We start from the raw sequence: 25,149 nt of genomic DNA, 5'->3' as shown, positions 1-25,149 counted from the left end.
CGGCGGGGCACCGCCCCAACCCAGGCCGATCCCGGCCCAGGAAACTCCAGCCTCGCCGGCGATTGAGGCGCGGGGTCCGGGGCGGAGCCCCGGCAGCGAAGCCGTCCCGACCGGGCCGGTCCCGGCCAGGGGACAAACTCAGCCCCGCCGGGAGGCACGCGGCGGAGCCGCATAGGCCGGGCCGGTCCGGGCCAGGGGCACAACCCGGCCGGAGGCCTCGGGGTGCTGCGCGCGCTCAGGTCGGGGCGGCCGTCCGTGGTGCTGGTGGAGGCGGCCCAGGGCCGACAGGCCCTAGCGGCCCAGGGGCCAGGCGACCGCTGCCGGGGTGTGGTCCGTGGTGCCGGCGTACTGGGCGCAGGCGTCCGTCAGGGTTTCCAGCAGGGTGAGCGGGTCCGGGAGGGGGTGTTCCATGCCCCGGATCCAGGTCACCGCGTGGTCACCGGGGAGGGCCGCCGGGGGGACCAGGACGTAGCTGCCGCGGCAGTGCCAGCGCAGGCCCGGGTGTTCGTCCATCGTCTCGGGGTGGCAGTCCAGTTCGCAGGGCCACCACTCGTCCTCGTCCTCGGGGGTGCCGCGGGTGGCGGTGAAGAAGAGCATGCGGGCCTGGTCGCCGGTGCCGCCCGATTCGGCGACGGGCCCGACCTCGATGCCGGCCTCCAGCAGCCGGGTGAGGGCGTCGGTGCCGACTTCCAGCGGGACGTCCAGCACGTCGTGGACCATGCCGGTCGCGGTGACGAAATTGGCCTGGGGCTGGTTGCGGACCCAGCGTTCGACCTGGGCGCGGTCGGTGGTCGACTGGGTCTGCCAGGCGAAGGAGAGCGGATGTCGGGCCGGTGTGGGACAGCCGATGCGGTCGCACGAACATCGATAGCCGGTCGGATGGGCGGCGGGGGCGAGCGGCAGACCGGCGGCGGCGACCGACAGGAGGAGCGCCTCGCGCTCGCGTCCGGGGTCCTCGTCGGCGGGTTTCCGGCGCCTCAACAGCCACTGGGAAATCCTGCTCTGCGCGCCGCGCGTGACGCGGCCGGACTCAGACCCCATCTATCCCCTCACCAAACCTTGCCCCGGCAGACCCTGGCACCCTGGCAGACCCTCACATCGTCCCACCATCCTGAGCCCCGGGTGACCGCTCTTGACGACCGGGGGGTTGGGGATGGGCAGCCAATTAACCCCACATAACCGCACAATAGGGACGTTGTTCGCCTGGTGTTCACGGTTCAACTTGCGGTGACGTTGGCCACCCCGCCCAACACCCGGTCCACCAGCGCGTCCACGTAAGCGTGCGTCAGCGGCGCCGTCCGCAGCAGCCAGCGGTACGTGAGCGGCCCCAACAGCATCTCCACCGTCAGCCGCAGATCCGTGTCCGGAGCGAGCTGCCCGGCGTCCCGGGCCGTGCGCAACCGGGCCTCGTAGAGGGCGAGCTGGGGCTCCAGCAGCCGCTCGTTGAACTGTGCGCCGAGCTCGGGATCGGTGGCCCCGGCGGCCGTCAGGGCGCGCGCGGGGGCCTCGTACTTCTCCTCGGCGAACTCGTCCACCGTCGCCCGCAGGACGAACTTCAGGTCGGCGGCGAGGTCCCCGGTGTCGGGGAAGCCGGTCCACTCTGCGGCCGTCTCCGCGTCCCCCGCGAGCGCGAGCGAGGCGTCGAGGAGGACGGCCGCCTTCGACGACCACCAGCGGTAGATGGTCTGCTTGCCGACCCCGGCGCGGGCGGCGATGGCCTCGATGGTCAGCTTGTTGTAGCCGACCTCCCCGACGAGCGCGAGCGCGGCGTCGAGGATGGCCCGCCGGGAGCGGTCGCTGCGGCGGGTGGCGTCAGGGGTCCTGGTCATGGCTCGAAACTACCAACCGAGACGTCTCGTCTCCTCCTTGCCCGGTAAACCACCCAATCAGTTCACTGCGGTGTCCTTCTTGAGGAGAGACGATTCTCTCCACACTCGTCGTAAGTCGTGAGGAGCCTTCTTTGCGCAGAGACGCCACACCCCGGCGCTACCTGATGTGCCCACCGGCACACTTCAAGGTCACCTACTCCATCAATCCGTGGATGGATCCCACGAAACCGGTGGACCTGCCCCTCGCACTCGCCCAGTGGGAGGACCTCAGGGATCGATACCGCGCCCTCGGGCACACCGTCGAGACCCTCGTACCCGACCCCGGGCTGCCGGACATGGTCTTCGCGGCCAACGGCGCCCTGGTGGTCGACGGCCGGGTGCTCGGCGCCCGGTTCGCCTACCCGGAACGTTCCGCCGAGGCCGAGATCCACCTCGGGTGGTTCCGTGAGCACGGCTACCGGGACATCCACGAGCCGTCCCACGTCAACGAGGGCGAGGGCGACTTCGCCGTCACCGCCACCTACATCCTGGCGGGCCGCGGCTTCCGCTCCAGCCCCCTCTCGCACGACGAGGCGCAGGAGTTCTTCGGGCGCCCGGTCATCGGCCTCGACCTGGTGGACCCGCGGTTCTACCACCTGGACACGGCGCTCAGCGTCCTCGACGGCGACGAGATCATGTACTACCCGGCGGCCTTCTCGCCGGGCAGCCAGGGCGTACTGCGTCGGCTCTTCCCCGACGCGCTGATCGCCGACGCGGCGGACGCGGCGGCGCTCGGTCTGAACGCGGTCTCGGACGGCCGGCACGTGCTGCTCCCGCAGGAGGCGACCGGCCTGTTCGCACCGCTGCGGGACCGGGGCTTCGAGCCGGTGCCGATGGATCTGGGGGAGCTGCTCAAGGGCGGCGGCAGCGTGAAGTGCTGCACGCAGGAGCTGCGGCCCTAGTCGTCCTCGGGGGAGGGCGGGGGCCAGGCCTGGCCCCAGTCGGCGTCCCGGGCGGCCTTGTAGAGGTCGCCGTGACGCTTGGTCACGTTGACCCGGGTCAGGCCCTCGCCTTCCGGGCCGCACAGTTCCAGCAGGACCAGCCCCTTCCGGATCTGCGGCCTCCGCGTGATCCGGGAGGTGGCCGGCTCCGTCGGGAAACGGGTCGCGGCGACGTAGCTGAACTTCTCGTCCTCGTACGGGAGGGAGCCGCCCTTGACCTGGCGGTGCAGGGAGGACCGGCTGACCCGCGCCGAGAAGTGGCACCAGTCCTGGCCGACCTCGATCGGGCAGGTGCCGTCGTGCGGGCAGGGGGCGGCGACGTGCAGGCCCGCCTCGATCAGCTGGTCGCGGGCCTCGCGGATGCGGAGGTAGCCCTCCGGCGTGCCCGGCTCGATCAGGACCACGGCCTGACCGGCGCGGGCCGCCTCGGAGACGACCGCGGTGCGGGCCTGCGGGGTGAGCTCGCCCAGTACGTACGAGACCGTGACGAGGTCGGCGTCGGGGAGCGCGATGCCGGAGCCGATGACGGCCCGCCGCCAGTCCGCCGCGCGGAGCACGGGGGAGTGGGAGGCCTGAGCGAGCTCCTTGCCGAGCTTCAGCGCCGGCTCAGCCCAGTCCAGGACGGTGGTCTCGCGCGGGCCGTCCCAGGTGGCGTCCACCGCCCAGGTCGCGGCGCCGGTGCCGCCGCCGACGTCCACGTGCGAGGCCGGGGCCCAGTCCGGGGCCGCCTCCGCGAGGCCGTCGAGGGCGGACCGTACGGCTTCGAAGGTGGCCGGCATCCGGTACGCCGCGTACGCCGCCACGTCGGAGCGGTCGCGCAGTACGGGCGCGTCGGTCGGGGTCTGCCCCCGGTAGCTGGCGATGAGCCGCTCGACGGCGGCCGAGGCCTGCTTGGGCGGCAGCCCGTCGAGGAGCCCGCCGAGCGCGGTGCGGAGGGTCTCGGCGGTGGTGGGGGCGGAGGCGGCGTTCACCTGCGAAGTTTACGCCGCCGGGTCGAGTGGCCTCGCAGACCTGTGCGGCCCGGCCACTGGGGCTCCGCCCCAGACGCTCCCCCAGACTTCGTCCGTGGGAACCCCCACGCCTCAAACGCCGGCGGGGCTGGATTTGGCCGGTCAGCCCTGCCACCGTGCGGGCTGGATTGCCCGGAGGGCAATTTCAGCCTCGCCGGCGTTTGAGGCGCGGGGTCTGGGGCGGAGCCCCAGCAGCGGTGCCGGGCATGCGGGCTAGGCCGCCGCGGGTTCCTGGCTTCGCCAGGGGCGGCACAGGCCCAGGAAGCAGCCCACGGACAGGAGGCCGCAGACGAGCTGGACCACCGCCATCGGGACCGCCGTGTCCTCGCCCGCGATGCCGACCAGCGGGGACGCGATCGCGCCGACCAGGAAGGAGGAGGTGCCGATCAGCGCCGAGGCCGAGCCCGCCGCGTGCGGGGTCCGCATCAGGGCCTGCGCGTTGGTGTTCGGCAGGACGACACCCATCGCCGACATGAGGACGAACAGGGCGGTGGCGATCGGGGCCAGCCCGACCTCCCCGAACACCCCCGTCGACATCAGCAGCAGCGACACCGCGGCGGCCGTGACCACCGCCAGCCCGACGGCCAGCACCTTGTCCAGCCTGACCCGGCCGACCAGCAGCTTGCCGTTGACCTGGCCGACGGCGATCAGGCCGACGGAGTTGACGCCGAAGAGCAGGCTGAAGGCCTGCGGCGAAGCCCCGTAGATCTCCTGCACCACGAACGGCGAGGCGGAGATGTACGAGAAGAGCACGGCGAAGGCGAACCCGCCGGTCAGGGTGTAGCCGGTGAACACGCGGTCGCCGAGCAGCCCCCGCATGGTCCGCAGCGCCGCGCCCACGCCGCCCGTGTGCCGCCGTTCGACCGGCAGGGTCTCGTCCAGGCTGCGCCAGACCACGAGGGTCAGCACGAGCCCGACCCCGGTGAGGACGACGAACACCCCGCGCCAGTCGGAGAAGCGCAGCACCTGCCCGCCGATGAGGGGGGCGATGATCGGGGCGACCCCGGATATGAGCATCAGGGTGGAGAAGAAGCGGGCCATCTCGACCCCGTCGTACATGTCGCGTACGACGGCCCGCGCGATGACGATCGCGGCCGCGCCGGCCAGACCCTGGAGCAGTCTGAAGGCGATCAACAGTTCGGCGGAGGGGGCGAGGGCGCAGATCGCGGTGGCGAGGACGTAGACGGCCATGCCGATGAGCAGCGGCCGGCGGCGGCCCCACTTGTCGCTCATCGGGCCGATGACGAGCTGGCCGAGCGCCATGCCGGCGAGGCAGGCGGTCAGCGTGAGCTGGATGGTCGCGGCCGGGCTGTGCAGGGCGCTGGTGACCTCCGGCAGGGCCGGCAGGTACATGTCCATGGACAGCGGGGGGAGGGCGGTGAGCCCGCCGAGTATGAACGTGACCAGCAGCCCGGTACGGCGTGCGGCTGCCAGGGGTGCGGTGGCGGGGGCGGAGGGCGATTCGGGCGACGATCCCTGTGAGGGAGCCGTCGCGGGGCCTCTCTCCGACATACGGAACTCCAGTCCTCTTGTCTGCTTTTGGCACCCCTGCCGGACCCATGCTCTCAGCTATCGGAACGTCCCGGGACCGGAGCCTCGTGTGACGTACCCTGCGGCCCCATGGACGAAAGCACGAAGAAGATCGCAGTGGTGACCGGCGCCGGCTCGGGCATCGGCCGTTCCGTGGCCCTGGCCCTGGCCGCGGCCGGCTGGGCCGTGGCCGTGGCCGGCCGCCGCGCCGAGCCGCTGGAGGAGACCGCGAAGGCAGCCGGCGAGGACGCCGACATGCTGTGCGTACGGGCCGACGTGAGCGATCCGGACGACGTGACTGCGCTGTTCGAGTCGGTCCGGTCCCGGTACGGCCGCCTCGACCTGCTCTTCAACAACGCGGGCACCTTCGGTCCCGGCGGGGTCCCGCTGGAGGACATCTCCTACGAGGCGTGGCGTTCGGTCGTGGACGTCAACCTGACGGGCTCCTTCCTGTGCGCGCAGGCCGCCTTCCGCCAGATGAAGGAACAGGACCCGCAGGGCGGCCGGATCATCAACAACGGCTCCATCTCCGCCCACGTGCCGCGCCCGAACTCCATCGCCTACACCGCGACCAAGCACGCGATGACCGGCATGACGAAGTCCCTGTCGCTCGACGGACGCCCGTACCGCATCGCCTGCGGCCAGATCGACATCGGCAACGCGGCGACCGAGATGACCGAGCGGATGCAGACCGGAATCCTCCAGGCCAACGGACAGCTGGCCGTCGAGCCGGTGATGGACGCCGCTGACGTGGCGCGCACGGTACTGCACATGGCGGAGCTGCCGCTGGAGGCGAACGTGCAGTTCGCGACGGTGATGGCGACGACGATGCCGTACATCGGGCGGGGCTGAGCAATCTCATTGCACGGGCGCGGAGTGCGGTCGATCATGACCGAATGAATCATGCCGAAGTACTGCGCTACACCGCCTTCTCCCGGGATCCGGAAGGCGGCAATCCCGCCGGAGTCGTCCTCGACGCCGCCGGACTCGACGACGGCGCGATGTTGGAGATCGCCGCCGGGCTGGGCTACAGCGAGACGGCCTTCCTGACCGACCCGCCCGAGGGGCTCGGAGCCCTGCCCGGCCGCGGCTTCACCGTGCGCTACTTCAGCCCCAAGGCGGAGGTGCCGTTCTGCGGGCACGCCACGGTGGCCACCGCCGTCGCGCTCGGAGAGCGGATCGGCCCCGGCGAGCTGCTCTTCGCCACCCGTGCGGGCACCGTCCCGGTGTCGGTGACCGCGTCGGGCGGGGCCGGCGGCTTCCGCGCCACGCTGACCAGCGTCGAGCCGCACGTCGAGGACATCGGCCCGGCCGACCTCGCGGAGGCGCTGGCCGCGCTGGACTGGCCGGAGGCGGACCTGGACCCGGAGTTCCCGCCCCGCGTCGCCTACGCCGGAGCCCGCCACCTGGTGCTCGGCGCCGCCACCCGGGCCCGGCTCGCGGACCTCGCGTACGACTTCGCCCGGCTGGAGGCGCTGATGCGGCGCCTCGACCTCACGACGGTCCAGCTGGTGCACCGGGCGGGCCCGGCGGAGTTCCACGTACGGGACCCCTTCCCGGTCGGCGGTGTCGTCGAGGACCCGGCCACGGGCGCCGCCGCGGCCGCCTTCGGCGCGTACGCGCGTGAGCTGGGGCTGGTCCCGGCGGACTCCGTGCTCACCCTGCACCAGGGCGAGGACATGGGGCGGCCGGGGGTGCTCACGGTGGAACTGCGCGCGGGGGACCCGCGGGTGCGGGTCGGCGGCGAGGGCGTGCGGCTGGCGTGAGCGGGTGCGGGTGCGGCGCCGGTGCCGGGGCTCCGCCCCGGACCCCCGCGGGGCTGGATTTCGGCTGAGCTGCACTCGCACGTGCCGCAACCCGGACACGGCGAACGGGCCGTGGTGAGCGGCGTTCGCGCCTGCCACCACGGCCCGTTCGGTCGTTCAACCCGTCAGTTGACCTGCGTGGCGCCCGTGGACGGCACCTTCGGGGCCGCCGGGCGGGTCTTCTCGAAGAGGAACAGCGCCAGCACCGGCACCAGGTACAGCGCCCACACCACGAGCTGGAGCACGGTGGGGTCCGGCTGGAAGTTGAAGACGCCCTTGAGCAGCGTCCCGTACCAGCTGTCCGGCGGGACGGTCGCGCTGATGTCGAAGGCCTTGTCGTTCAGGCCGCCCAGGAAGCGGGCCTCCTGGAGGTCGTGCACCCCGTACGCGAGCACGCCCGCGGCCACGACCACCAGCATGGCGCCGGTCCACCGGAAGAACTTCGCCAGGTTGATCTTCAGCGCGCCCCGGTAGAAGAGGTAGCCGAGCACGATCGCCGTCGCGATGCCCAGCAGCACCCCGATCAGCGGCGCCGAGGAACCCTCGCCGCTCGCCCGTACCGACGCCCACACGAACAGCGCGGTCTCCAGGCCCTCACGACCCACGGCCAGGAAGGCCGTGGCGACCAGCGCGCCCGTGCCCATGGCGAGCGCCGTGTCCAGCTTGCCGTGCAGCTCGGCCTTCAGGTGCCGCGCGGTGCGCTTCATCCAGAAGACCATCCACGTCACCAGACCCACCGAGATGATGGAGAGGGTGCCGCCGAGCAGCTCCTGCGCCTCGAAGGTCAGCTCCTGGGAGCCGAATTCGAGCATCGCGCCGAAGGTGAGCGAGATCGCGCAGGCGATCCCGATGCCGAGCCAGATGGGACGCAGGGCGTCCCGGCGCTCGGTCTTCACCAGGTACGCGACGAGGATGCAGACGACCAGGCTGGCCTCCAGCCCCTCGCGCAGGCCGATCAGATAGTTGCCGAACACGGCGGTGGTTCCTCTCCGGGCTCTACTACGCCCAATGACGCCCTACGACGCCCTACGACGGGGACTACGCGAACAGCGTCCGGCCCCACCAGTCGTCCTTGTCGCGGACGCCCGGCGGGACGGCGAAGATCGCCGAACCCACGTGCTGGATGTACTCGTTGAGGACGTCGGCCTTCGCCAGGCTGCGCTGGACGGGGATGAAGCCGTTGCGGACGTCCCGCTGGTAGGCCAGGAAGAACAGGCCCGCGTCGAGCCGGCCCAGGCCGTCCGTGCCGTCGGTGAAGGAGTAGCCGCGGCGCAGCATCATCGCGCCGTTGTTGGTGTCCGGGTGCGCGAGGCGGACGTGCGCCTCCGGCTTCATCGCCTTCAGGAACGGCTCGTCGCGCTCCTTCGACTTGCCGACCGGGGCGCCCTCGCCCTTGTCGCGGCCGAAGATGTCCTCCTGCTCCTGCAGGGGGGTGCGGTCCCAGATCTCGATGTTCATCCGGATCCGCCGCGCCACCAGGTACGAGCCGCCGGTCATCCAGTCGCTGCCGTCGCCCGCGCCGACCCACACGTGCTTGGCCAGGGCCGCCTTGTCGGTGCCCGAGATGTTCCGGGTGCCGTCCTTGAAGCCCATCATGTTGCGCGGGGTCTGCTCTTCGGGCGTGGTCGACGAGGTCTTGCCGAAGCCCAGCTGAGACCAGCGCACCACCGTCTTGCCGAAGCCGATGCGGGCCAGCTGACGGATCGCGTGCACGGCTACCTGCGGGTCGTCGGCGCAGGCCTGGACGCAGATGTCGCCGCCGGAGCGGGCCGGGTCCAGGTTGTCGCCGGGGAACAGCTCAAGGTCGACCAGCGCCTCGGGGCGCTTGCCCTCCAGGCCGAACCGGCCCTTGGCGAACAGGCCCGGACCGAAACCGATGGTCAGGGTCAGGCGGGAGGCCTTCAGGCCCAGCGCCTCGCCCGTGTCGTCCGGCGGGGCCTCCGGGAGACCGCCGAAGCCGCCCTCGCCGACCGGCAGACCGGCCGTCATGCGGCGGGCCGCCTCGGTCCACTCCTTCAGGAGGGTGATCAGCTCCTCGCGGCTCTTCGTCTTCACGTCGAAGGCCGCGAAGTGCAGACGGTCCTGCACGGCGCTCGCGATACCGGCCTGGTGCTCGCCGTGGAACGGCACGGCCGCACCGGCGGCGGCAGCCGAGACCATGTCGGACCCGCTGCCGAACGCGGCCACCGCACCGCCGGCCGCGGCCGCGCCGAGCGCGAGCCCGGCCCCGCCCCAGCCCAGGACCGAACGCCGCGAGGGCGCGGTCGCCCCGGTCTCGTCGCCGCCCTGGTGTTCCGACTGCTGCTCCGGCTGCGCCGCCGTCGACTCCGACTCGCTCATGCTGCTCTCCCGCCTCCTTCGACTCTGCCCGTGACTTACTTCGTGACCGCGGCGGCGAGCTTCGAGAGCGGCTCGCCGAGCGCGGAGACGGCGTCGGAAAGCTCCTTGCGCTCCGGCTCGCCGACCTTCTCGTAGGAGGTGAAGTCGTAGGAGGCCTTGTCGGCGCGGTACTTGTCCAGCAGGACGGTCATCGCCGCGAACTGGGCGTCCAGCTGCTTGGTGAGCTCCGGGTCGGTCTTCGAGACGATCGGCTTCAGGACCTCGAACGCCTTCTCCGCACCCTCGACGTTGGCCTTGAAGTCGACCAGGTCGGTGTGGGAGTAACGCTCCTCCTCACCCGTGACCTTGCCGGTGGCGACCTCGTCGAGGAGCTCCTTGGCGCCGTTCGCGATGGAGCTGGGGGTGATCTCCGCGGTGCCGACCTTCTTCTGCCAGTCGGTCAGGTCCGCGATGAGGGTGTCGGCGAGCTTCTTGTCGTTCTCGTCGATCTTGTTGTCGGCCCACAGGGACTTCTCCAGGCGGTGCCAGCCCGTCCAGTCCTTCGCCGGGTCCTGGCCGGCCTCCAGGCCGTCCTCGCGGACGTCGACCTTCGGGTCGATGTCACCGAAGGACTCGGCGACCGGCTCGGTGCGCTCCCAGCCGATGCGGGACGGGGCGTACAGCTTCTTCGCGGTCTCGATGTCGCCGGCCTTGACGGCGTCGGCGAAGGCCTGCGCCTTGGGGAGGGTCTCCTCGGCCTGGGTGACCACGTACGCGCGGTACGCGGCGACGGCGGCGTCCGCCTCGGGGCTGCGCTTCTCCTCGGCGGCACCCTTGCCGGTGGCCTTGACCTTCTGGCTGATGCCGTCGCCCTTCATGCCGGGCTTGCAGACGATCTCGTAGTCGCCCGCCTTGATCTCGGCGGTGATGGAGGCCTTGGTGCCGGGGCCGATGTTCTCGCGCTCGGTCACGATGCGGGCGTCCGGGAAGAGGACGTAGACCTCGGTGACCTTGGAGCCCTTGTTCTCGACGTCGATCTGGATCTTGCCGGCCGGGAACTCCTTCTTCGACACGTCGCAGGCGGTGTCGGAGGCCGCCACCTTGATCGCGCCGTCGCCGCCCGCGTCGCTCTTCTGGGAGCAACCGGTGACGGCGGTCAGGGCCGCCGCGACGGAGGCGGCGGCGATGACGGTGAGGCGGGCGGGGCGCATAGGGGGCTCCTGGGCGTCGGGCGAATCGGGCCGTCCCAAGGGGGAGAGGCCGGTGAGGCGGACCTAACTTAACCGAGGCTTACCTGACCCATACCCACTCGTCCAGTGATTCAGCTCTCACCTTTCCGGCCCCGGACACGGCTCCGTCACGGAGGCTCCACGGACACCCCATGGTCGGGTCAAGCGGAGGTCAAGCCGGGGTGACCGTTCCGTACTGCGGAACGGCCCGCGGAAGGGTCGGCGCCCCGTACCGGAACCGCCGGCGGCGCCCGTGCGGACGACGTCCTCCACCGGAAAGGGGAAGGACAATTGCGCCGACCGGGGGAGGGCGGAGCGGCGCAACGCGAGGTCGGGAGCGCTCCGGTCGTCCACCGAGCGCCCGTCGATGCGTACCTCGCCGGAGGCGGCGGGAAGATCTGCGACCAGGTCGGCCAACAGGGTGGACTTGCCCGCGCCGTTCTGGCCGACCAGGGCCGGCACCGCGCCGGCGTGCGGGCGGGGACGGTCCGCCGGTTCCTCGCGAACAGGGTGAGCAGCCGCTTGCGGTGGCCGGTCACGCCCAGCCTCCTTGCTCGCGGCGGGTGCGGAGCAGCAGCCAGAAGAAGAACGGGCTCGCGGCAGGCACCGCCGCCGTCTTCCTCGCCCGCAGGCGGCGCACGAACCTCGCCTGGGCCGTGCTTGAATGCCCGCGTGAACGATCTCGACGTGTTGAAGGTCTTCTGTGCGGGTGACGGCCGATTCGGCAACCTGCTCGGTGTCGTACGCGACGGCCGGACCTGCCCCGACGACGCGTCGCGGCAGGCCCTCGCCGCCGAACTGGGCTACAGCGAGACGGTTTTCGTCGACGACCCCGAGCGCGGGATCGTCGACATCCGCACCCCCGGCACGCGGATGTCCTTCGCGGGGCATCCGCTCGTCGGGGTTGCGTGGCTGCTCGACATCGAGGAGCTCCAGCCGCCCGCCGGGTCCGTATGGGCCCGTGACGACGGGGAGTTCACCTGGATCACGGCCCGCCCCGAATGGGTCGAGGGCAAGCGCACCGAGCAGTTCGGATCCGTCGCCGAGGTGGATGCGCTGCCGTCGCCGCCGCCCGGCGAGGGGTGGCTGTACGCGTGGGCCTGGGAGGACGAGACCGCGGGCCGGGTACGGGCCCGCGGCTTCCCGCGCCGCGCCGACGGGGTCATCACCGAGGACGAGGCCACCGGCTCGGCGGCGATCCTCCTGACGGCCGAGCTGAACCGCGCCCTGAACATCACCCAGGGCGCGGGCTCCCAGATCCTCACCGCCCCCGGCCCGGACGGCACGGTGGAAATCGGCGGCCGCGTCCGCTTCGCCGCGAGCCCGGACCGGGGCACCATCAGCCTCCCCGGAGGGGCTACGCGCTGAGGGGGAACTGCTCGCCCAGCTCGCGGAAGACCGCGCCGTTGAAGTCGAAGGCGCGCTTGCACTCGTCGATGATGCGCTGCTTCTCCAGGTCGTCCGCGGCGATCGCGTCCAGCAGCTCCCGGTAGGTGCGCTTGAAGGCCGCCGGGTTGGAGATGTCCGCGAAGACGTAGAAGCGGACGCCGTCGCCCTTGCGCTCGAAGCCCCAGGTGCGCTCCGCCTTGTCGCGGATGATCTGGCCGCCGGAGAGGTCGCCCAGGTAGCGGGTGTAGTGGTGGGCGACGTAACCGCCCGGCCACTCGGCCGCGCATTCGGCCACCCGGGCCGCGTAGGCCTCGGTCGCCGGCAGGGCCGACACCGAGGCGCGCCAGTCGGGCCCCAGCAGGTGCGCGAGGTCGCGTTCGATTTCGGCGACGCGCATCAGCTCGGGCTGGATGAACGGGCCGGCGACCGGGTCGTCCTTGAGGGACTCGGCCGCGTCCTCCAGCGCCCGGTACACGAACCACAGTTGCTCGGTGTAGCGGGTGTAGGCGTCCACGCCGAGTCGCCCGCCGAGCAGGTCGCTCATGAAGGTCGACGTCTCTGCTTCGGTGTGCTGCTCGTGCGAGGCGACGCGGATGACCGTAGAGAAGGCGTCCAAGACGGACCTCCAGGAAGAGGAAACAGGCGTGACGGCAAGTCCGCCAAGCCCGATCCTCCTGCTTAGGCATGCCTAAGTCAATGTGTTCCCGACGCCTTGTCGGTAAAAAATGAGCACGCCTGGAAACGACCTACGGCAGGGTCAGGATCTCCGCCCCGGTGTCCGTCACCACCAGCGTGTGCTCGAACTGCGCGGTCCGCTTCCGGTCCTTCGTGACGACCGTCCAGCCGTCCTCCCACATGTCGTACTCGTGGGTGCCCAGGGTCAGCATCGGCTCGATGGTGAAGGTCATCCCGGGCTCGATGACGGTGGTGGCGTGCGGGCTGTCGTAGTGCGGGATGATCAGGCCGGAGTGGAAGGACGAGTTGATGCCGTGGCCGGTGAAGTCCCGGACCACGCCGTAGCCGAAACGCTTCGCGTACGACTCGATGACCCGGCCGATGATGTTGATCTGGCGGCCCGGTTTGACGGCCTTGATGGCCCGGTTCAGTGCCTCGCGCGTCCGCTCCACCAGCAGTCGCGACTCCTCGTCCACCTCGCCGCACAGGTAGGTGGCGTTGTTGTCGCCGTGCACGCCGCCGATGTACGCGGTCACGTCGAGGTTCACGATGTCGCCGTCGCGCAGGACGGTGGAGTCGGGGATGCCGTGACAGATGACCTCGTTGACCGAGGAGCACAGGGACTTCGGGAAGCCCCGGTAGCCGAGCGTCGACGGGTAGGCGCCGTGGTCGCACATGTACTCGTGCGCGACCCGGTCCAGCTCGTCGGTGGTCACCCCCGGCGCGATCAGCTTGGCGGCCTCTTCCATCGCCTGGGCGGCGATCCGGCCGGCGATGCGCATGGCCTCGATGGTCTCGGCCGACTGCACCTCCGGTCCGGTGTACGGCGTGGGCATCGGCTTGCCCACGTACTCGGGCCGGCGGATGTTTCCGGGAACGGAACGGGCGGGAGAGAGCTCGCCTGGAACGAGCAGCGACTGGCCAGACATGCAAGCGAGTGTATCCAGCGGGTATGGGGCAGCATGGCGGCAGAGAGTGCCAAGCAGCGGTAGCGAGAGGAGCCCGACAGCGATGGCCCTGTTCAAGAAGCGCCAGGTGGGCAAACCGGGCGAGTGGTACTACTGCCTGGTCCACAAGAAGGTCGAAGAAGGCCCCGAGTGCCCCGCCAAGGACCGCTTCGGTCCGTACGAGACGCCCGCGGAAGCGGCCCGCGCCATGGACACGGCGGAGGAACGCAACCTCGAATGGCAGAACGACCCCAAGTGGAACGACAAGTCCCGCGAGGAAGAGGAGGGCACGGCGACCTGACGGGGGCCGTGCCGGGCTACCAGCGGCTGGGCGGCGGGGCGGTCAGCTGATCGGCCAGCCGCGCCAGCCGGTCCCGGAAACGGCGCGGCCCGCGCTGCGCGGGCAGGCTGTTCTCCCCGGCCGCCGCGCTGACCAGGTGCTGCACGGTGTCCAGATCCAGTTCGGCGGCGCCCTCCGGCACCGACAGCACATCGTGCGCCAGCATGCCCAGATCCGCGTCCCCGCCGTCCAGGGACAGTACGGTCGCCCCCGCGCGCCGGGCGTCGTGCACCCGCTCCAGCAGCCCCTCGCCCGGCTCCCGCGGGGCCACCACCAGCAGCGTGTGCCCGCGCCGGGCCGCCTCCAGCCGGCTCAGCCCCACCGACAGGTGCGGCGGTTCCCCGGGCAGCACGTGGTGGCGTACGAGCGTGGGCGCCAGCTCCGGCAGACCCGACCAGGCCGCCTCGTCCACCAGGTGCGCCGCCAGGTGCCAGGGCTCGTAGCTCTCGGTCCCCACCAACAGCAGGTTCCCGCCGGCGGGTACGACGGAACGCCGCAGCACCCCCGCGAAGCGGCGCGCGGCGCCCGGCCACTGCGTACCGGCGAGCACCTCGCGCAGCAGCGCGACTCTCACGGCGTCCATGTCGGCATCCTGCCGCATGGACGGGACGTGGATGACCCCTTCCTCCCCTTCCCGCCCCTTCGACTGTCGTCTACTCGGCAGTACCCTCGCCCCCATGACTTCATCGGACAACACGCAGAAGCCGCCGGCCAAGGACCCGTGGGAGCTCCCGGACGTCTCCGGCCTCGTCGTCGGAGTCCTCGGCGGCACCGGCGACCAGGGCCGCGGCCTCGCCTACCGGCTCGCCCGGGCCGGCCAGAAGGTGATCATCGGCTCCCGCGCCGCCGACCGCGCGCGGACCGCGGCCGAGGAGCTGGGCCTCGGCGTGGAGGGCGCGGACAACGCCGAATGCGCGCGCCGCAGCGACATCGTGATCATCGCCGTGCCGTGGGAGGGCCACGCCAAGACCCTCGAAGCACTGCGCGAGGACCTCGCGGGCAAACTCGTCGTGGACTGCGTCAACCCGCTCGGCTTCGACAAGCAGGGCGCCTATGCCCTCCAGGTCGAGGAGGGCAGCGCCGCCCAGCAGGCCGCCGCCCTGCTCCCGGACTCCCGCGTCACCGCCGCCTTCCACCACCTCTCGGCGGTCCTCCTCCAGGACGAGTCGATCGACGAGATCGACACCGACGTGATGGTCCTCGGCGAATCCCGCGCCGACACGGACCTCGTCCAGGCCCTCGCCGCCCGCATCCCGGGCATGCGCGGAGTCTTCGCGGGCCGCCTGCGCAACGCCCACCAGGTCGAATCCCTGGTGGCGAACCTGATCTCGACGAACCGCCGCTACAAGGCCCACGCCGGCCTCCGCATCACGGACGTCTGACCAGGCAGACCCCGGGCCGCCGGGCGGCCCGTCCTTACGGGACCACTGCGGGGCATGGGGGACACTGGGAGGGCTCGACCCCGATCAGTGTTTCCGAGGAGCTCTTCCCATGCCCCGCCTTGCCGTCTTCGCCGTAGTCGTCTGCGCCCTCGCCGTGGCCGCGGCCGTGGTCGCCTTCGTCGAGGGCAGCTTCCTCGGGATCGTGTGGGTCCTGCTCGCGGGCCTCACGTCCAACATGGCCTGGTACTACCAGCGCAAGGCCAAGGCGGAGAAGGCCGCGCGCAGCTCGTAGTTCCGGCTGGAGCTTCGTTCCAAACTGCGAACAAGCGCCTGATCAGATGGGCTGCTGACGGTGCCTGGGAACGGATTCACGCGGCTGTCCGAACCCGAAGATCACGCACTCGGACGCTTCCGCGGCAGCCTGAGGACGGAAGATCCACCTGGTCAGCGACAGCCGGGCACGCCCGTTGGCCGTCCACGTCACCGTGGGTCAGTCTGGTGACGCGGCCGGCATTCGAGGCCGTCATGGCCAGGATCAAGGTGCCGCGCAGCGGACGCGGCAGACCCACGCCCCGTCCGGCTCTGCACTTGGCGGCCATTCTGGTCTGGGCCCGACGCCAGGTTGGGGTGATCAGCACGGCTCGTGCACGACCAGTCGCGACTGCCGCCCCGCAAACGTGCTGCGCAGCGCGCGTGACTCACGGTTCCGCGCTGCGAAGATTCCGTGTTTGTCCACGTGAACGACCAGGACGTCGTAGCTGTCGATGACCTCGGAGACGCCTCGTGTCTGGATGGTGTCCCGCCAGGCTTCCGTATTCCGACCGAACCACTCCGGCAGTCCGCAGGGTCCGGTGACGGCGTCCCAGAACGCATCGAGCGTCTCGATCGACCGCCCTCGCAGGTCAATCACCAGCTCCGACTCTGTCTTCTTGGCCATCGCAGCAGAGTAACCATCCCTCGACCAGCTGGACTGCGGTCCAAGGAGACAGGGCCTAGTCCTGCGGGATCGCGCAGTAGCCGTTGGTGTCCTGCCAGAAGCGGTAGAGGTCGCGGCCGCAGTACGTCTCCAGGTCCGAGACGCCGAGTGCGGACAGTACGTCGCGCACCACGTCGAAGAAGAAGGCGTTGACCTCCGGGATCCACAGCAGCGCGAAGACGGCGATCAGGCCGAACGGCGCCAGCGGCTCCACCTGGCGGCGAACTCCGTACGAGAGCCACGGTTCGATGATCCCGTAGCCGTCCAGGCCCGGTACCGGCAGGAAGTTCAGGATCGCCGCCGAGACCTGGAGCAGGGCGAGGAAGGCGAGCGCGAAGCGGAAGGCCTGCGGGACGCCGTCGAGGGCGTCCAGCCAGAACGGGGCCGTGCAGACGATGGCGAACGCCACGTTCGTCAGCGGGCCCGCGGCCGAGATGAGGCTGTGCTTCCAACGGCCCCGGATCCGGCCGCGCTCGATGTACACGGCGCCGCCGGGCAGGCCCAGGCCGCCCATGATCACGAACAGCACCGGCAGGATGATGCTGAGCAGCGCGTGCGTGTACTTGAGCGGATTCAGCGTCAGGTAGCCCTTGGCGCCCACCGACAGGTCGCCGCTGTGCAGGGCGGTGCGGGCGTGCGCGTACTCGTGCAGGCAGAGGGAGACGATCCACGCCGACGTCACGAAGAGGAAGACGGCGAGGCCGGTGCTCGTCGCGTACTGCGTCCACACCGCCCAGCCGGTGACCGCCATGACGGCGACGATGCCGAGGAACACGGAACTGATGCGCCGCTCGCTGCGGCTCCCCTGATGACCCATGCGGCGAAACCTATCCCGGGACCGCGGCGTAAATGGGGTCGGGGCCAGGTGCGGGGACGGGGACAATGGGCCGGTGCGTTACGTGATTCTCGGCACCGCCCAGGCCATCCGCGACGACGGGACCCCCGTCGCCGTCGGCGGACCACGCCTGCGGGCGCTGCTCACGGCGCTCGCGCTGCGGCCGGGCCGGGTGGTGCCGGCGCACCTCCTGGTCGACGAGGTGTGGGCCGGCGACCGGCCGGCCGACGCCGTGGCCGCCCTGCAGGCCCTGATCGCGCGGCTGCGGCGGGCGCTCGGGCACGACGCCGTGCGTTCCGCGGACGGCGGCTACCGGCTGGCCGCCGAGCGGGAGGACGTCGACCTGTACCGCTTCGAGCGCCTCGCCCGGGCCGCCGAAGCGGCGCTGGCCGACGGGGACGCGGCCAAGGCCGCCGACCTGTACGACGAAGCCCTCGCCCTGTGGCGCGGCCCCGCCCTCGCGGACCTGCCCGACCCGGCAGGGGAGGCCGCGCGCTGGGAAGCCGTACGGTCCGACGCGCGCCGGGGCCGGCTCGCGGCGGCCCTCGCCCTGGGCCGGGCCGAGCACGCCCTGCCCGAGCTGACCGCCCTGTGCGCGCAGCAGCCGCTGGACGAACCGCTCCAGGCCCTGCGCATCCGCGCCCTGCGCGACGCGGGCCGCCCGGCCGAGGCGCTGGCCGCGTACGAGTCCGTCCGGCGGGACCTCGCCGACCGGCTGGGCGCGGACCCGGGCCCGGCCCTGCGCGCCCTGCACGCCGAACTCCTCGCCCCGCCGGAGCACCGGCCGGGCCCCTACTCTTCCACCCCCGGGTATCCGGCTCCCGGTCCCGACGGTGCCCGCGGCGCGGACTCCGCCAGTTCCGGGGCGCTGCCCCCGGCCCCCGGCGGGCCCGGGGCCGAGGCCACGTACCCCGGTTCCGGCGCGGCCGGGTATCCGGCCCGCGCGGGCCAGGTGCCCGGCGGTGCCGGTGCCCTCGGCGGGTCCGGGCAAGGCACGCACCCGGCTGCCGCCGGCGGGGTGGCGGGCACGGCTGCCGCCCGGCCCGGGGCGCGGCCGCAGCCCGCGCCCGCCGGAGGCGTCGGGCACGGCCAGTTCTCGTCCACCCCCGCCGGAGGCAATCTGCGGGCCCGGCTGACCACCTTCGTCGGGCGGGAGGACGACATCGGGGTCATCGGGGACGATCTCGCGCGGGCCCGGCTCGTCACGCTGCTCGGGCCCGGTGGGGCCGGCAAGACGCGGCTGTCGCAGGAGGCCGCCGAGGCGCACGCCGCCCGGGGGGACTGGCCCGACGGGGTGTGGCTCGTGGAGCTGGCTCCGGTGGACGATCCGGAGGACGTCGCCGAAGCCGCGCTCGCCGCGCTCGGCGCGCGCGAGACCAAGCTGCGCGGAGCCGCGGCCGAGGAGTTGCGGGCGCTGACCGACCGCCACGGCGACGACCCCCTCATCCGGCTCGCCGAGCACTGCGCACGACGCCGGCTCCTGCTGATCCTGGACAACTGCGAGCACGTCATCGACGCCGCCGCCCGGCTCGCCGAGGAACTCCTCGCGCACTGCTCCGGCGTGCAGATCCTCGCCACCAGCCGCGAACCCCTCGGCGTGCCGGGGGAGTCCCTGCGGCCGGTCGAGCCGCTGCCCGACCCGGTCGCGCTGCGGCTCCTCGCGGACCGCGGGGCCGCCGCCCGGCCCGGGTTCCGTACCGAGGACGACCCGGACGCCGCCGCCGAGATCTGCCGCCGCCTCGACGGGTTGCCGCTCGCCATCGAGCTGGCCGCCGCCCGGCTGCGCCTGCTCACCCCGCGCCAGATCGCCGACCGGCTCGACGACCGCTTCCGGCTCCTGACCAGCGGCGCCCGTACCGTGCTGCCCCGCCAGCAGACCCTGCGCGCCGTCGTCGACTGGTCCTGGGACCTGCTCGACGAGCCCGAACGGGCCGTCCTGCGGCGGCTGTCCGTCTTCGCGGGCGGCTGCGATCTGGACGCCGCGGAGGCCGTATGCGCCGACCCGAGCTACGACGTCGCCGACGTGCTCGGCTCCCTCGTCGACAAGTCCCTCGTCGTCGCAGCCCCCGGGCCCGACGGCTCGGCCATGCGCTACCGGCTGCTGGAGACCGTCGGCGAGTACGCCGCCGAGCAGCTCACCGCGGCCGGCGGCGACCGCGAGGCCACCGAGCGTCGCCACCTCGTCCACTACCGCGAACTCGCCCGCACCACCGAGCCGTTGCTGCGGGGCCACGGTCAGCGCGCCGCCGCCGACCGGCTCGCCACCGAGTACGAGAACCTGCGCACCGCCCTGCGCCGGGCCGTCGCCACCCGAGACGCCGGCGAAGTGCTGTGCCTCATCCACTCCCTCGGCTGGTACTGGCACATGCACGACCTGCGCACCGAGTCCCGGCACTGGACCGAAGCGGCCGTGCCCCTCGGCCCCGACCCCTTCGCGCCGCCCTTCGTACCCGCCGAGCCCGTGTACGAGCGGCTCGTGGACACCCCGCCGCCCTACAGCGGTGAGCTGCTCACCGAGGCCTGGCGGGCGGTGCACCTCGTCCGGCTGGCGGCCCGCGACCAGACGAACGCCACATGGGACACCCCGGAGGTACGGGCCCTGGTCGACGGCGTGATCGCCACCTACCGGCCCGGGCTCCCGCAGACCTGCCGGACCCCCGCCTCCCTCTGGATCTACGCCGTCATGATCGCGGGCGACCCGGGGCTGCTCAAGCACGTCATCGACGAGACCGTCGTCACCGCCCGCGAACTCGGCTACCGCTGGGAGCTCGCCTCCGCCCTCCAGCTGCGCGCCAACATCCTCGCCAACCGTGCCGACTGGGCGGGCGACGCCTCCCGCGACGCGGAGGAGAGCCTGGCCCTCTTCCGGGAACTCGGCGACGACTGGGGCTGCGCCGAAGCGCTCTCCGCGCGCGCCGAGGCCCGCGAGAAACGCGGCCAGTACGGGCCGGCGACCGAGGACTACCGTGCGGCCATCGAGCACGCCGAACGCCTCGGAGCCAAGGCCCAGGTGACGGTGTTGCGGGTACGGATGGCCGGGAACCTCGCCGAGAACGGCCAGGTGGAGGAGGCCGAGGAGATCCTCGCCGGCATCGTCGCCACCGTGCAGCAGTTCGGCAACGAGGCCATGCCCGCCGCCCGGATGTTCCTCGCGGGCATCCTCGGCCGCACCGGCCGCTTCCCCGAGGCCCGGGCCCAGATCCGGGCGTTGCGCGAGGAGTTCGCCTTCGGTGCCTACGCCGTCTTCGACGTGTTCCTCCGCGCGATGATGGCCTGGATCGAAAACCAGCAGGGCGAGTTCGAAGCGGCGCTGGCCCTGGTCCGCGAGTCGTCGACCGCGGTACAGGACCCGCTCGCCAAGATGGTCGCCCCGCAGCTGTCGGCCGTCTACCTGCTGACGGCGGCCTTCTCCCTCGCCTCGCTCGGCGGCCCCCGGCGCACCCACGACGCAGCCCGGCTGCTCGGCGCCTACCGGGCCCACCTGCCGCCCGGGCACTTCCCCGTCACCACGGAACGCGAGGACGCCGCCCGTGCCGAGGAACTGGCACGGGCGGCGCTCGGGGACACCGCCTACGAGGCCGCGTACGCCGAAGGCGGCGGCCTCACCCTGGAGGAAGCCGCCGCCCTCGTCTGACCCGGCCCCCGGTCAGGGGCCCGTCCGGGACGCGATCCGAACGGACCGGCCGACCCGGATCAGGTCTTCTGGCGGAACTTGCGGACCGCGAGCGGCATGGTGACCGCCGTGATGGCGAGCGACCAGCCCAGCGTCATCCACACCGAGTTGCCCACCGGAGTGCCGTTGATCAGGGCGCGCGCCGCGTCGGCGAGGTTGGACAGCGGGTTGTAGTCGGTGAAGGACTGCAGCCAGCCCGGCATGGTGGTCGGCGGCGCGAAGATGGAGCTGCCGAACTGCAGCGGCATCAGGACCAGCATCGCCATGCCCTGGACGGCCTGCGCGGTCTTCATCGTCAGACCGAGCAGGATGAAGATCCACATCAGCGAGGCGCCGAAGACGGCCGAAAGACCGATGGAGTAGAACAGGTCCAGGACCGATCCCTTGATCGACAGGCCCAGGATGAAGCCCACGGTGAGCAGGATCGCGATGGCGACCAGCATCCGGCCGACCTCGACGACGATCTTCGCGAGGAGCACGGAGGACCGGGCGATCGGCATGGACCGGAAGCGGTCCATGACCCCTTTCTTGAAGTCGTCGTTGACGCCGGTGCCGACCGCCATCGAGATGTTCATGCCCATCATGGCCATCAGGCCCGGGATGACGTAGTTGACGTACACCTCCTGGTTGCCCTTGCCGGAGATCGCGCCGCCGAAGACGAACACGAAGAGCAGGGTGAAGATGATCGGCATGAGCACGGCGTCGAACATCGACTCCGGGTCCGCCTTGATCTGCAGCGCGTTGCGGCGTACCAGGGCGCCGATGTGCCGCAGGTTGGCCCGCAGGCCGATCCGGCCCTCGGAGGGCACGGCGGCCGTGCCGCGGCCGGGGGCGGCCGGGGTGTCGGCCGGCTTCGTCGTGGTTACGGTGCTCATGCCGCGACCTCCTCGGTCGTCTCGATGGTGGGCTTCTGGCCGGTGATCGACAGGAACACCTCGTCCAGGCTGGGCAGGTACGTGCCGAGGTCGGCGATCGCGTACCCGCGGGCGGCCAGCAGGCCGACCACGGCGGTCAGCTGCTCGTCGCTCAGGATCGGGACCAGCAGGACGCCCTCGTCGGGCACGGCCTGCGATCCGGCGACCCCGTCGAGCCCGGCCTCCGCCAGCGACCGGGCCATGCCCGGCAGGTCCGAAGCGTCCACGGGACGCAGCTTCAGGGTGCGGCCGCCGACCCGGGCCTTCAGTTCGTCGACCTTGCCGTTGGCGATGACCTTGCCCCGGTCGATGACCGTCAGCTCGCTCGCCAGCTGCTCGGCCTCCTCCATGTACTGGGTGGTGAGCAGCACGGTGGCGCCCTCGGCGACCAGCCGCTGGACCTCGTCCCACACCTCGTTGCGGGTGCGCGGGTCGAGACCGGTGGTCGGCTCGTCCAGGTAGAGGACGGCCGGGTTGCCGATCAGCGACGCGGCGAGGTCGAGCCGGCGGCGCATGCCGCCGGAGTAGTTCATCGCGGCCTTCTTGGCGGCCTCGGTGAGCGAGAACCGCTCCAGCATCTCGTCGGCGCGGGACCGGGCGTCCTTGCGGGACAGGTCCAGCAGCCGGCCGATCATGTAGAGGTTCTCCCAGCCGGAGAGCTTCTCGTCGACCGAGGCGTACTGGCCGGTGAGGCCTATGGTGCGGCGCAGCTGGCGCGGCTGGCGGACCACGTCGTAGCCCGCGACCGTGGCCGTGCCGGCATCCGGGGTGATCAGGGTGGACAGGCAGCGGACCAGGGTCGTCTTGCCGGCGCCGTTCGGTCCGAGGACCCCGAGGACGGTGCCCTCGCGGACGTCCAGATCGACCCCGTCCAGGGCCTTGGTGTCGCCGTAGTGCTTGACCAGCCCCCGCACTTCGACGGCGTTGTGGCTCTTGTCGTTTCGCGTCATGTCCACCATGGGACCAGGCGCCACTGACAAACGACCGACAGCCGACCGACAGCCGACCGACGGGAAGCCGACAGCCCGCCGACGCACGGTCGGCGGGCTGTCGGTGAGGCGCTACTCGATCAGTGGAAGGCGTGCTCCGCCTGCGGGAACGTTCCTCCGACCACGTCCTCGGCGAAGGCCTTCGCCGCGTCGTTCATGGTCTGGCGGAGGTTCGCGTACTGCTTCACGAACTTCGGCATCTTCCCGCCGGTCAGACCCATCATGTCGGTCCACACCAGCACCTGCGCGTCGCACTCCGCGCCCGCGCCGATGCCGACCGTCGGGATGTGCAGGGACCGGGTGACCTCGGCGGCCAGCTCGGCCGGAACCAGCTCCAGCACCACCGCGAACGCTCCCGCGTCCTGCGCGGCCTTCGCGTCGCGCAGCAGCCGGTGCGCGGCCTCGTCGCCGCGGCCCTGGACCCGGTAGCCCATGGCGTTGACGGACTGCGGGGTCAGGCCCAGGTGGGACATGACGGGGATGCCGGCCTGCACGATCAGCTCGGTCTGGGCCAGCGAACGCTCGCCGCCCTCCAGCTTCACCGCTCCCACTCCGGCCTCCTTCACGAGGCGGGTGGCGCTGCGCAGCGCCTGGACGGGACCTTCCTGGTACGAACCGAACGGCATGTCGCCGATGACCAGGGCCCGGCTCGTGCCGCGTACGACGGCCGCCGACAGCATGGTCATCTGGTCCATCGTCACCGGAACGGTGGTGTCGTAGCCCAAGTGGCAGTTGCCCATGGAGTCGCCGACGAGGATCACCGGGATCCCGGCCTCGTCGAAGACGGACGCGGTCATCGCGTCGTAGGCGGTCAGCATGGGCCACTTCTCGCCGCGTTCCTTGGCGAGGGTCAGGTCGCGGACGGTGATGCGCCGGGTGCCCGTGCCTCCGTACAGGGTGCGGGGGTCCGACGAGGGCGCTGTTGCGGGTTCGCGGGCAGGCGAAACGGCGTGCGTCATTGCAACTGCTCCTTGTGTCATCTCGAGGCGCCCTTACGGCGTCCCCGGACTCACCCACCATGGTGGCATCCGCGTGGCCAAAGGCGGAAGTGCTGCGGGGACCACGCCTTGCCCGGAGGATGCAATGTGCGCGTTTCGTGACAAGCGGAAGCAAGCGGAACCCCTGGCGTACGGCCGTTCGTCCTCCCGGACGTACGACCGCGTCGGGTGGTCGTGACGTACGGCACGGAAGGCTTCGGTCATCGCCTAGGGTCAAGAGGCGAGGACGGAGCGCGAGCACGGCAGTGAGGGCAGTGGCATGGCACAGGCGTACATGACGGAGTCGGGGAACGGCGGCTCGGAGCCCGAGCCCTCCGCGTCCCGCTTCCGGCGCCGGCTGGCCGAACTGCGCGGAGACCCCGGAATCTGGCGGCGCGGGCTGGTGCTGGCCGCGATCGCCCTGTTGATCTGCCTGGTCATGGTCTTCCACGCGGAGCTGCCCAATGACGTGGGCAACCTCGGCAGCCTCACCGAGACCTTCCTGCCCTGGCTGGGCCTGGCCGTCCCGCTGCTGCTGGTCGGGGCCGTCCTGCGGAAGTCCGCGACCGCGCTGATCGCGATACTGCTGACGGCCGCGGTCTGGGTGAACCTCTTCGGCGGCCTGGTCACCGACAAGTCCGGCCCCGGCGGCAACCTGGTCGTCGCCACCCACAACGTCGACGCCGACAACGCCGACCCGCGCGGCACCGCCGAATCGATCGCGAAGTCCGGGGCCGACGTACTGGCCCTGACAGAGCTCAAGGGGAGCGTCGTCCCCGTGTACGCGAAGGCCCTGGCGGGCACGTACAAGTACCACGCGGTCGAGGGCACCGTCGGGGTGTGGAGCAAGTACCCGTTGTCCTCCAGCCGGCCCGTGGACATCAAGATGGGCTGGACGCGGGCCATGCGCACCACCGTCGACACCGCCCAGGGCCAGGTGGCCGTCTTCGTCGCCCACCTGCCCTCCGTGCGGGTCAAGCTGAACGCCGGCTTCACCGCGAACCAGCGCGACAACAGCGCCGACGCGCTGGGCGCCGCGCTCGCCGGGGAACCGCTGAAGAAGGTCATCCTGCTCGGCGACCTCAACGGCACCATGAACGACCGCGCGCTGTCCGAGGTCACCTCGCAGATGCGCTCGACGCAGGGCGCGGTGGGCGACGGCTTCGGCTTCAGCTGGCCGGCGCAGTTCCCGATGGCCCGGATCGACCAGATCATGGTCCGCGGGATCGAACCGGAAGCCTCCTGGACCCTGCCGCGCACGGGCAGCGACCACCTCCCGATCGCGGCGCGGGTGACGCTCTAGCCGGGGAGTACGCGCGAACGGGGCCCCGCCGCAGATGCGGCGGGGCC

The 25,149-nt window shown here is 71.7% G+C and carries 24 protein-coding genes and 2 pseudogenes; 10 read left to right on the top strand and 16 right to left on the bottom strand.

The features are described from left to right. Window positions 1-291 precede the first annotated feature (291 nt). Window positions 292-1,041: a bifunctional DNA primase/polymerase gene (locus ACFV9H_RS37365; protein ID WP_385407626.1), complete on the bottom strand. Its 750-nt coding sequence runs from the start codon at window positions 1,039-1,041 to the stop codon at window positions 292-294. Window positions 1,042-1,217: 176 nt separating this feature from the next. Beyond that, complete coding sequence (locus ACFV9H_RS37360; RefSeq protein WP_385407623.1) at window positions 1,218-1,829, bottom strand: TetR/AcrR family transcriptional regulator; 612 nt, start codon at window positions 1,827-1,829, stop codon at window positions 1,218-1,220. A gap of 131 nt (window positions 1,830-1,960) precedes the next feature. Between ACFV9H_RS37360 and ddaH the strand changes: the two genes are divergently transcribed. After that, window positions 1,961-2,770 carry a dimethylargininase gene (ddaH, locus tag ACFV9H_RS37355; protein ID WP_385407620.1) on the top strand — a complete coding sequence of 270 codons (810 nt, stop codon included), beginning with the start codon at window positions 1,961-1,963 and terminating at the stop codon, window positions 2,768-2,770. Here the strand turns inward: ddaH and ACFV9H_RS37350 are convergent. Continuing rightward, complete coding sequence (locus tag ACFV9H_RS37350; RefSeq protein ID WP_385407618.1) at window positions 2,767-3,780, bottom strand: small ribosomal subunit Rsm22 family protein; 1,014 nt, start codon at window positions 3,778-3,780, stop codon at window positions 2,767-2,769. The two genes, ddaH and ACFV9H_RS37350, sit on opposite strands and share 4 nt — an antisense overlap. A 252-nt stretch (window positions 3,781-4,032) precedes the next feature. Further along, window positions 4,033-5,331, bottom strand: a complete 1,299-nt coding sequence (locus ACFV9H_RS37345; protein WP_385407615.1) for a Bcr/CflA family multidrug efflux MFS transporter — start codon at window positions 5,329-5,331, stop codon at window positions 4,033-4,035. A gap of 108 nt (window positions 5,332-5,439) precedes the next feature. Here ACFV9H_RS37345 and ACFV9H_RS37340 point away from each other — a divergent pair, with 108 nt between their 5' ends. Together ACFV9H_RS37340 and ACFV9H_RS37335 are read left to right on the top strand one after the other, a co-directional pair. Further along, window positions 5,440-6,201, top strand: a complete 762-nt coding sequence (locus ACFV9H_RS37340) for an SDR family oxidoreductase (protein ID WP_385407612.1) — start codon at window positions 5,440-5,442, stop codon at window positions 6,199-6,201. A gap of 44 nt (window positions 6,202-6,245) precedes the next feature. Continuing rightward, window positions 6,246-7,115: a PhzF family phenazine biosynthesis protein gene (locus tag ACFV9H_RS37335; RefSeq protein ID WP_385407610.1), complete on the top strand. Its 870-nt coding sequence runs from the start codon at window positions 6,246-6,248 to the stop codon at window positions 7,113-7,115. Between the two features lie 164 nt (window positions 7,116-7,279). Here the strand turns inward: ACFV9H_RS37335 and efeU are convergent, their stop codons facing one another. The 4 genes and pseudogenes from efeU to ACFV9H_RS37315 all read right to left on the bottom strand — a co-directional run. Next, window positions 7,280-8,128, bottom strand: coding sequence for an iron uptake transporter permease EfeU (gene efeU / locus ACFV9H_RS37330; protein ID WP_385407608.1), 849 nt, complete (start codon window positions 8,126-8,128; stop codon window positions 7,280-7,282). A gap of 64 nt (window positions 8,129-8,192) precedes the next feature. Continuing rightward, the gene (gene efeB / locus ACFV9H_RS37325) at window positions 8,193-9,494 is read right to left on the bottom strand and encodes an iron uptake transporter deferrochelatase/peroxidase subunit (RefSeq protein ID WP_385407605.1); all 1,302 of its coding nucleotides are present in this window, start codon (window positions 9,492-9,494) and stop codon (window positions 8,193-8,195) included. Window positions 9,495-9,529: 35 nt separating this feature from the next. Further along, window positions 9,530-10,684 (bottom strand): iron uptake system protein EfeO, encoded by a 1,155-nt coding sequence (efeO, locus tag ACFV9H_RS37320; RefSeq protein WP_385407603.1) that lies wholly within the window; start codon window positions 10,682-10,684, stop codon window positions 9,530-9,532. 240 nt (window positions 10,685-10,924) lie between these two features. After that, window positions 10,925-11,176 (bottom strand): annotated as a pseudogene (locus ACFV9H_RS37315) (ATP-binding cassette domain-containing protein); the annotation flags it as partial. A gap of 198 nt (window positions 11,177-11,374) precedes the next feature. Here ACFV9H_RS37315 and ACFV9H_RS37310 point away from each other — a divergent pair. Beyond that, the gene (locus ACFV9H_RS37310) at window positions 11,375-12,070 is read left to right on the top strand and encodes a PhzF family phenazine biosynthesis protein (RefSeq protein WP_385407601.1); all 696 of its coding nucleotides are present in this window, start codon (window positions 11,375-11,377) and stop codon (window positions 12,068-12,070) included. On the opposite strand, the gene ACFV9H_RS37305 is transcribed toward ACFV9H_RS37310, so the two are convergent. Both ACFV9H_RS37305 and map read right to left on the bottom strand, forming a co-directional pair. Continuing rightward, window positions 12,060-12,707, bottom strand: coding sequence for a heme oxygenase (biliverdin-producing) (locus tag ACFV9H_RS37305; RefSeq protein WP_385407599.1), 648 nt, complete (start codon window positions 12,705-12,707; stop codon window positions 12,060-12,062). The genes ACFV9H_RS37310 and ACFV9H_RS37305 overlap by 11 nt on opposite strands. 130 nt (window positions 12,708-12,837) lie before the next feature. Beyond that, window positions 12,838-13,695 (bottom strand): type I methionyl aminopeptidase, encoded by an 858-nt coding sequence (gene map / locus ACFV9H_RS37300; RefSeq protein WP_385407597.1) that lies wholly within the window; start codon window positions 13,693-13,695, stop codon window positions 12,838-12,840. A gap of 82 nt (window positions 13,696-13,777) precedes the next feature. Here map and ACFV9H_RS37295 point away from each other — a divergent pair, with 82 nt between their 5' ends. Continuing rightward, window positions 13,778-14,014 (top strand): hypothetical protein, encoded by a 237-nt coding sequence (locus ACFV9H_RS37295; RefSeq protein ID WP_385407595.1) that lies wholly within the window; start codon window positions 13,778-13,780, stop codon window positions 14,012-14,014. A 16-nt stretch (window positions 14,015-14,030) separates the two neighbouring features. On the opposite strand, the gene ACFV9H_RS37290 is transcribed toward ACFV9H_RS37295, so the two are convergent. Then, window positions 14,031-14,636, bottom strand: coding sequence for a hypothetical protein (locus ACFV9H_RS37290; protein WP_385407593.1), 606 nt, complete (start codon window positions 14,634-14,636; stop codon window positions 14,031-14,033). Window positions 14,637-14,730: 94 nt separating this feature from the next. On the opposite strand from ACFV9H_RS37290, the gene npdG reads away from it, so the two are divergent. From npdG to ACFV9H_RS37275, 3 genes and pseudogenes are all read left to right on the top strand, one after another. Next, on the top strand, window positions 14,731-15,435 hold the full coding sequence (gene npdG / locus ACFV9H_RS37285; RefSeq protein ID WP_385407591.1) for an NADPH-dependent F420 reductase: 705 nt from the start codon (window positions 14,731-14,733) through the stop codon (window positions 15,433-15,435). 109 nt (window positions 15,436-15,544) lie between these two features. Then, window positions 15,545-15,727 (top strand): hypothetical protein, encoded by a 183-nt coding sequence (locus ACFV9H_RS37280; protein WP_385407588.1) that lies wholly within the window; start codon window positions 15,545-15,547, stop codon window positions 15,725-15,727. Window positions 15,728-15,741: 14 nt separating this feature from the next. Continuing rightward, window positions 15,742-16,029 (top strand): annotated as a pseudogene (locus ACFV9H_RS37275) (IS5/IS1182 family transposase); the annotation flags it as partial. 37 nt (window positions 16,030-16,066) lie between these two features. Here ACFV9H_RS37275 and ACFV9H_RS37270 read toward each other — a convergent pair. Both ACFV9H_RS37270 and ACFV9H_RS37265 read right to left on the bottom strand, forming a co-directional pair. Next, entirely contained in the window at window positions 16,067-16,372 is a 306-nt protein-coding gene (locus tag ACFV9H_RS37270) for a barstar family protein (RefSeq protein WP_385407585.1), read from the bottom strand. Between the two features lie 55 nt (window positions 16,373-16,427). Beyond that, window positions 16,428-17,228 carry a site-2 protease family protein gene (locus tag ACFV9H_RS37265; protein WP_385407583.1) on the bottom strand — a complete coding sequence of 267 codons (801 nt, stop codon included), beginning with the start codon at window positions 17,226-17,228 and terminating at the stop codon, window positions 16,428-16,430. Between the two features lie 73 nt (window positions 17,229-17,301). On the opposite strand from ACFV9H_RS37265, the gene ACFV9H_RS37260 reads away from it, so the two are divergent. Beyond that, window positions 17,302-20,880 carry a BTAD domain-containing putative transcriptional regulator gene (locus tag ACFV9H_RS37260; RefSeq protein ID WP_385407581.1) on the top strand — a complete coding sequence of 1,193 codons (3,579 nt, stop codon included), beginning with the start codon at window positions 17,302-17,304 and terminating at the stop codon, window positions 20,878-20,880. Between the two features lie 59 nt (window positions 20,881-20,939). Here ACFV9H_RS37260 and ACFV9H_RS37255 read toward each other — a convergent pair whose 3' ends face one another. The 3 genes from ACFV9H_RS37255 to panB all read right to left on the bottom strand — a co-directional run bounded on the left by ACFV9H_RS37255 (window position 20,940) and on the right by panB (window position 23,781). Beyond that, window positions 20,940-21,794, bottom strand: coding sequence for an ABC transporter permease (locus ACFV9H_RS37255; protein WP_385407579.1), 855 nt, complete (start codon window positions 21,792-21,794; stop codon window positions 20,940-20,942). Next, entirely contained in the window at window positions 21,791-22,792 is a 1,002-nt protein-coding gene (locus ACFV9H_RS37250) for an ATP-binding cassette domain-containing protein (RefSeq protein ID WP_385407577.1), read from the bottom strand. Before ACFV9H_RS37250 ends, ACFV9H_RS37255 begins: the two co-directional genes overlap by 4 nt. Window positions 22,793-22,902: 110 nt before the next feature. Next, window positions 22,903-23,781 carry a 3-methyl-2-oxobutanoate hydroxymethyltransferase gene (gene panB, locus ACFV9H_RS37245; RefSeq protein ID WP_385407574.1) on the bottom strand — a complete coding sequence of 293 codons (879 nt, stop codon included), beginning with the start codon at window positions 23,779-23,781 and terminating at the stop codon, window positions 22,903-22,905. Between the two features lie 298 nt (window positions 23,782-24,079). Between panB and ACFV9H_RS37240 the strand changes: the two genes are divergently transcribed. Beyond that, window positions 24,080-25,102, top strand: coding sequence for an endonuclease/exonuclease/phosphatase family protein (locus ACFV9H_RS37240; RefSeq protein ID WP_385407571.1), 1,023 nt, complete (start codon window positions 24,080-24,082; stop codon window positions 25,100-25,102). The last annotated feature ends 47 nt before the right edge of the window (window positions 25,103-25,149 follow it).

The organism is Streptomyces sp. NPDC059874, from assembly GCF_042731135.1.
In the GTDB taxonomy this organism is placed as follows: Bacteria; Actinomycetota; Actinomycetes; order Streptomycetales; family Streptomycetaceae; genus Streptomyces.
The sequence above is the reverse complement of the archived record's forward strand: the minus strand, read 5'-3'. Positions and strand labels throughout refer to the sequence as shown.

What these genes read in the sequence shown, in the direction of transcription:
- ACFV9H_RS37295 (WP_385407595.1), top strand. Translation starts at nt 13,778, where the DNA reads ATGGCCCTGTTCAAGAAGCGCCAGGTGGGCAAACCGGGCGAGTGGTAC.
- ACFV9H_RS37255 (WP_385407579.1), bottom strand. Translation starts at nt 21,794, where the DNA reads ATGAGCACCGTAACCACGACGAAGCCGGCCGACACCCCGGCCGCCCCC.
- ACFV9H_RS37360 (WP_385407623.1), bottom strand. Translation starts at nt 1,829, where the DNA reads ATGACCAGGACCCCTGACGCCACCCGCCGCAGCGACCGCTCCCGGCGG.
- map (WP_385407597.1), bottom strand. Translation starts at nt 13,695, where the DNA reads ATGTCTGGCCAGTCGCTGCTCGTTCCAGGCGAGCTCTCTCCCGCCCGT.
- efeB (WP_385407605.1), bottom strand. Translation starts at nt 9,494, where the DNA reads ATGAGCGAGTCGGAGTCGACGGCGGCGCAGCCGGAGCAGCAGTCGGAA.
- ACFV9H_RS37265 (WP_385407583.1), bottom strand. Translation starts at nt 17,228, where the DNA reads ATGGGTCATCAGGGGAGCCGCAGCGAGCGGCGCATCAGTTCCGTGTTC.
- ACFV9H_RS37280 (WP_385407588.1), top strand. Translation starts at nt 15,545, where the DNA reads ATGCCCCGCCTTGCCGTCTTCGCCGTAGTCGTCTGCGCCCTCGCCGTG.
- ACFV9H_RS37340 (WP_385407612.1), top strand. Translation starts at nt 5,440, where the DNA reads ATGGACGAAAGCACGAAGAAGATCGCAGTGGTGACCGGCGCCGGCTCG.
- ACFV9H_RS37240 (WP_385407571.1), top strand. Translation starts at nt 24,080, where the DNA reads ATGGCACAGGCGTACATGACGGAGTCGGGGAACGGCGGCTCGGAGCCC.
- ACFV9H_RS37365 (WP_385407626.1), bottom strand. Translation starts at nt 1,041, where the DNA reads ATGGGGTCTGAGTCCGGCCGCGTCACGCGCGGCGCGCAGAGCAGGATT.
- ACFV9H_RS37270 (WP_385407585.1), bottom strand. Translation starts at nt 16,372, where the DNA reads ATGGCCAAGAAGACAGAGTCGGAGCTGGTGATTGACCTGCGAGGGCGG.
- ACFV9H_RS37250 (WP_385407577.1), bottom strand. Translation starts at nt 22,792, where the DNA reads ATGGTGGACATGACGCGAAACGACAAGAGCCACAACGCCGTCGAAGTG.
- efeO (WP_385407603.1), bottom strand. Translation starts at nt 10,684, where the DNA reads ATGCGCCCCGCCCGCCTCACCGTCATCGCCGCCGCCTCCGTCGCGGCG.
- npdG (WP_385407591.1), top strand. Translation starts at nt 14,731, where the DNA reads ATGACTTCATCGGACAACACGCAGAAGCCGCCGGCCAAGGACCCGTGG.
- ACFV9H_RS37290 (WP_385407593.1), bottom strand. Translation starts at nt 14,636, where the DNA reads ATGGACGCCGTGAGAGTCGCGCTGCTGCGCGAGGTGCTCGCCGGTACG.
- panB (WP_385407574.1), bottom strand. Translation starts at nt 23,781, where the DNA reads ATGACGCACGCCGTTTCGCCTGCCCGCGAACCCGCAACAGCGCCCTCG.
- ACFV9H_RS37335 (WP_385407610.1), top strand. Translation starts at nt 6,246, where the DNA reads ATGAATCATGCCGAAGTACTGCGCTACACCGCCTTCTCCCGGGATCCG.
- ACFV9H_RS37345 (WP_385407615.1), bottom strand. Translation starts at nt 5,331, where the DNA reads ATGTCGGAGAGAGGCCCCGCGACGGCTCCCTCACAGGGATCGTCGCCC.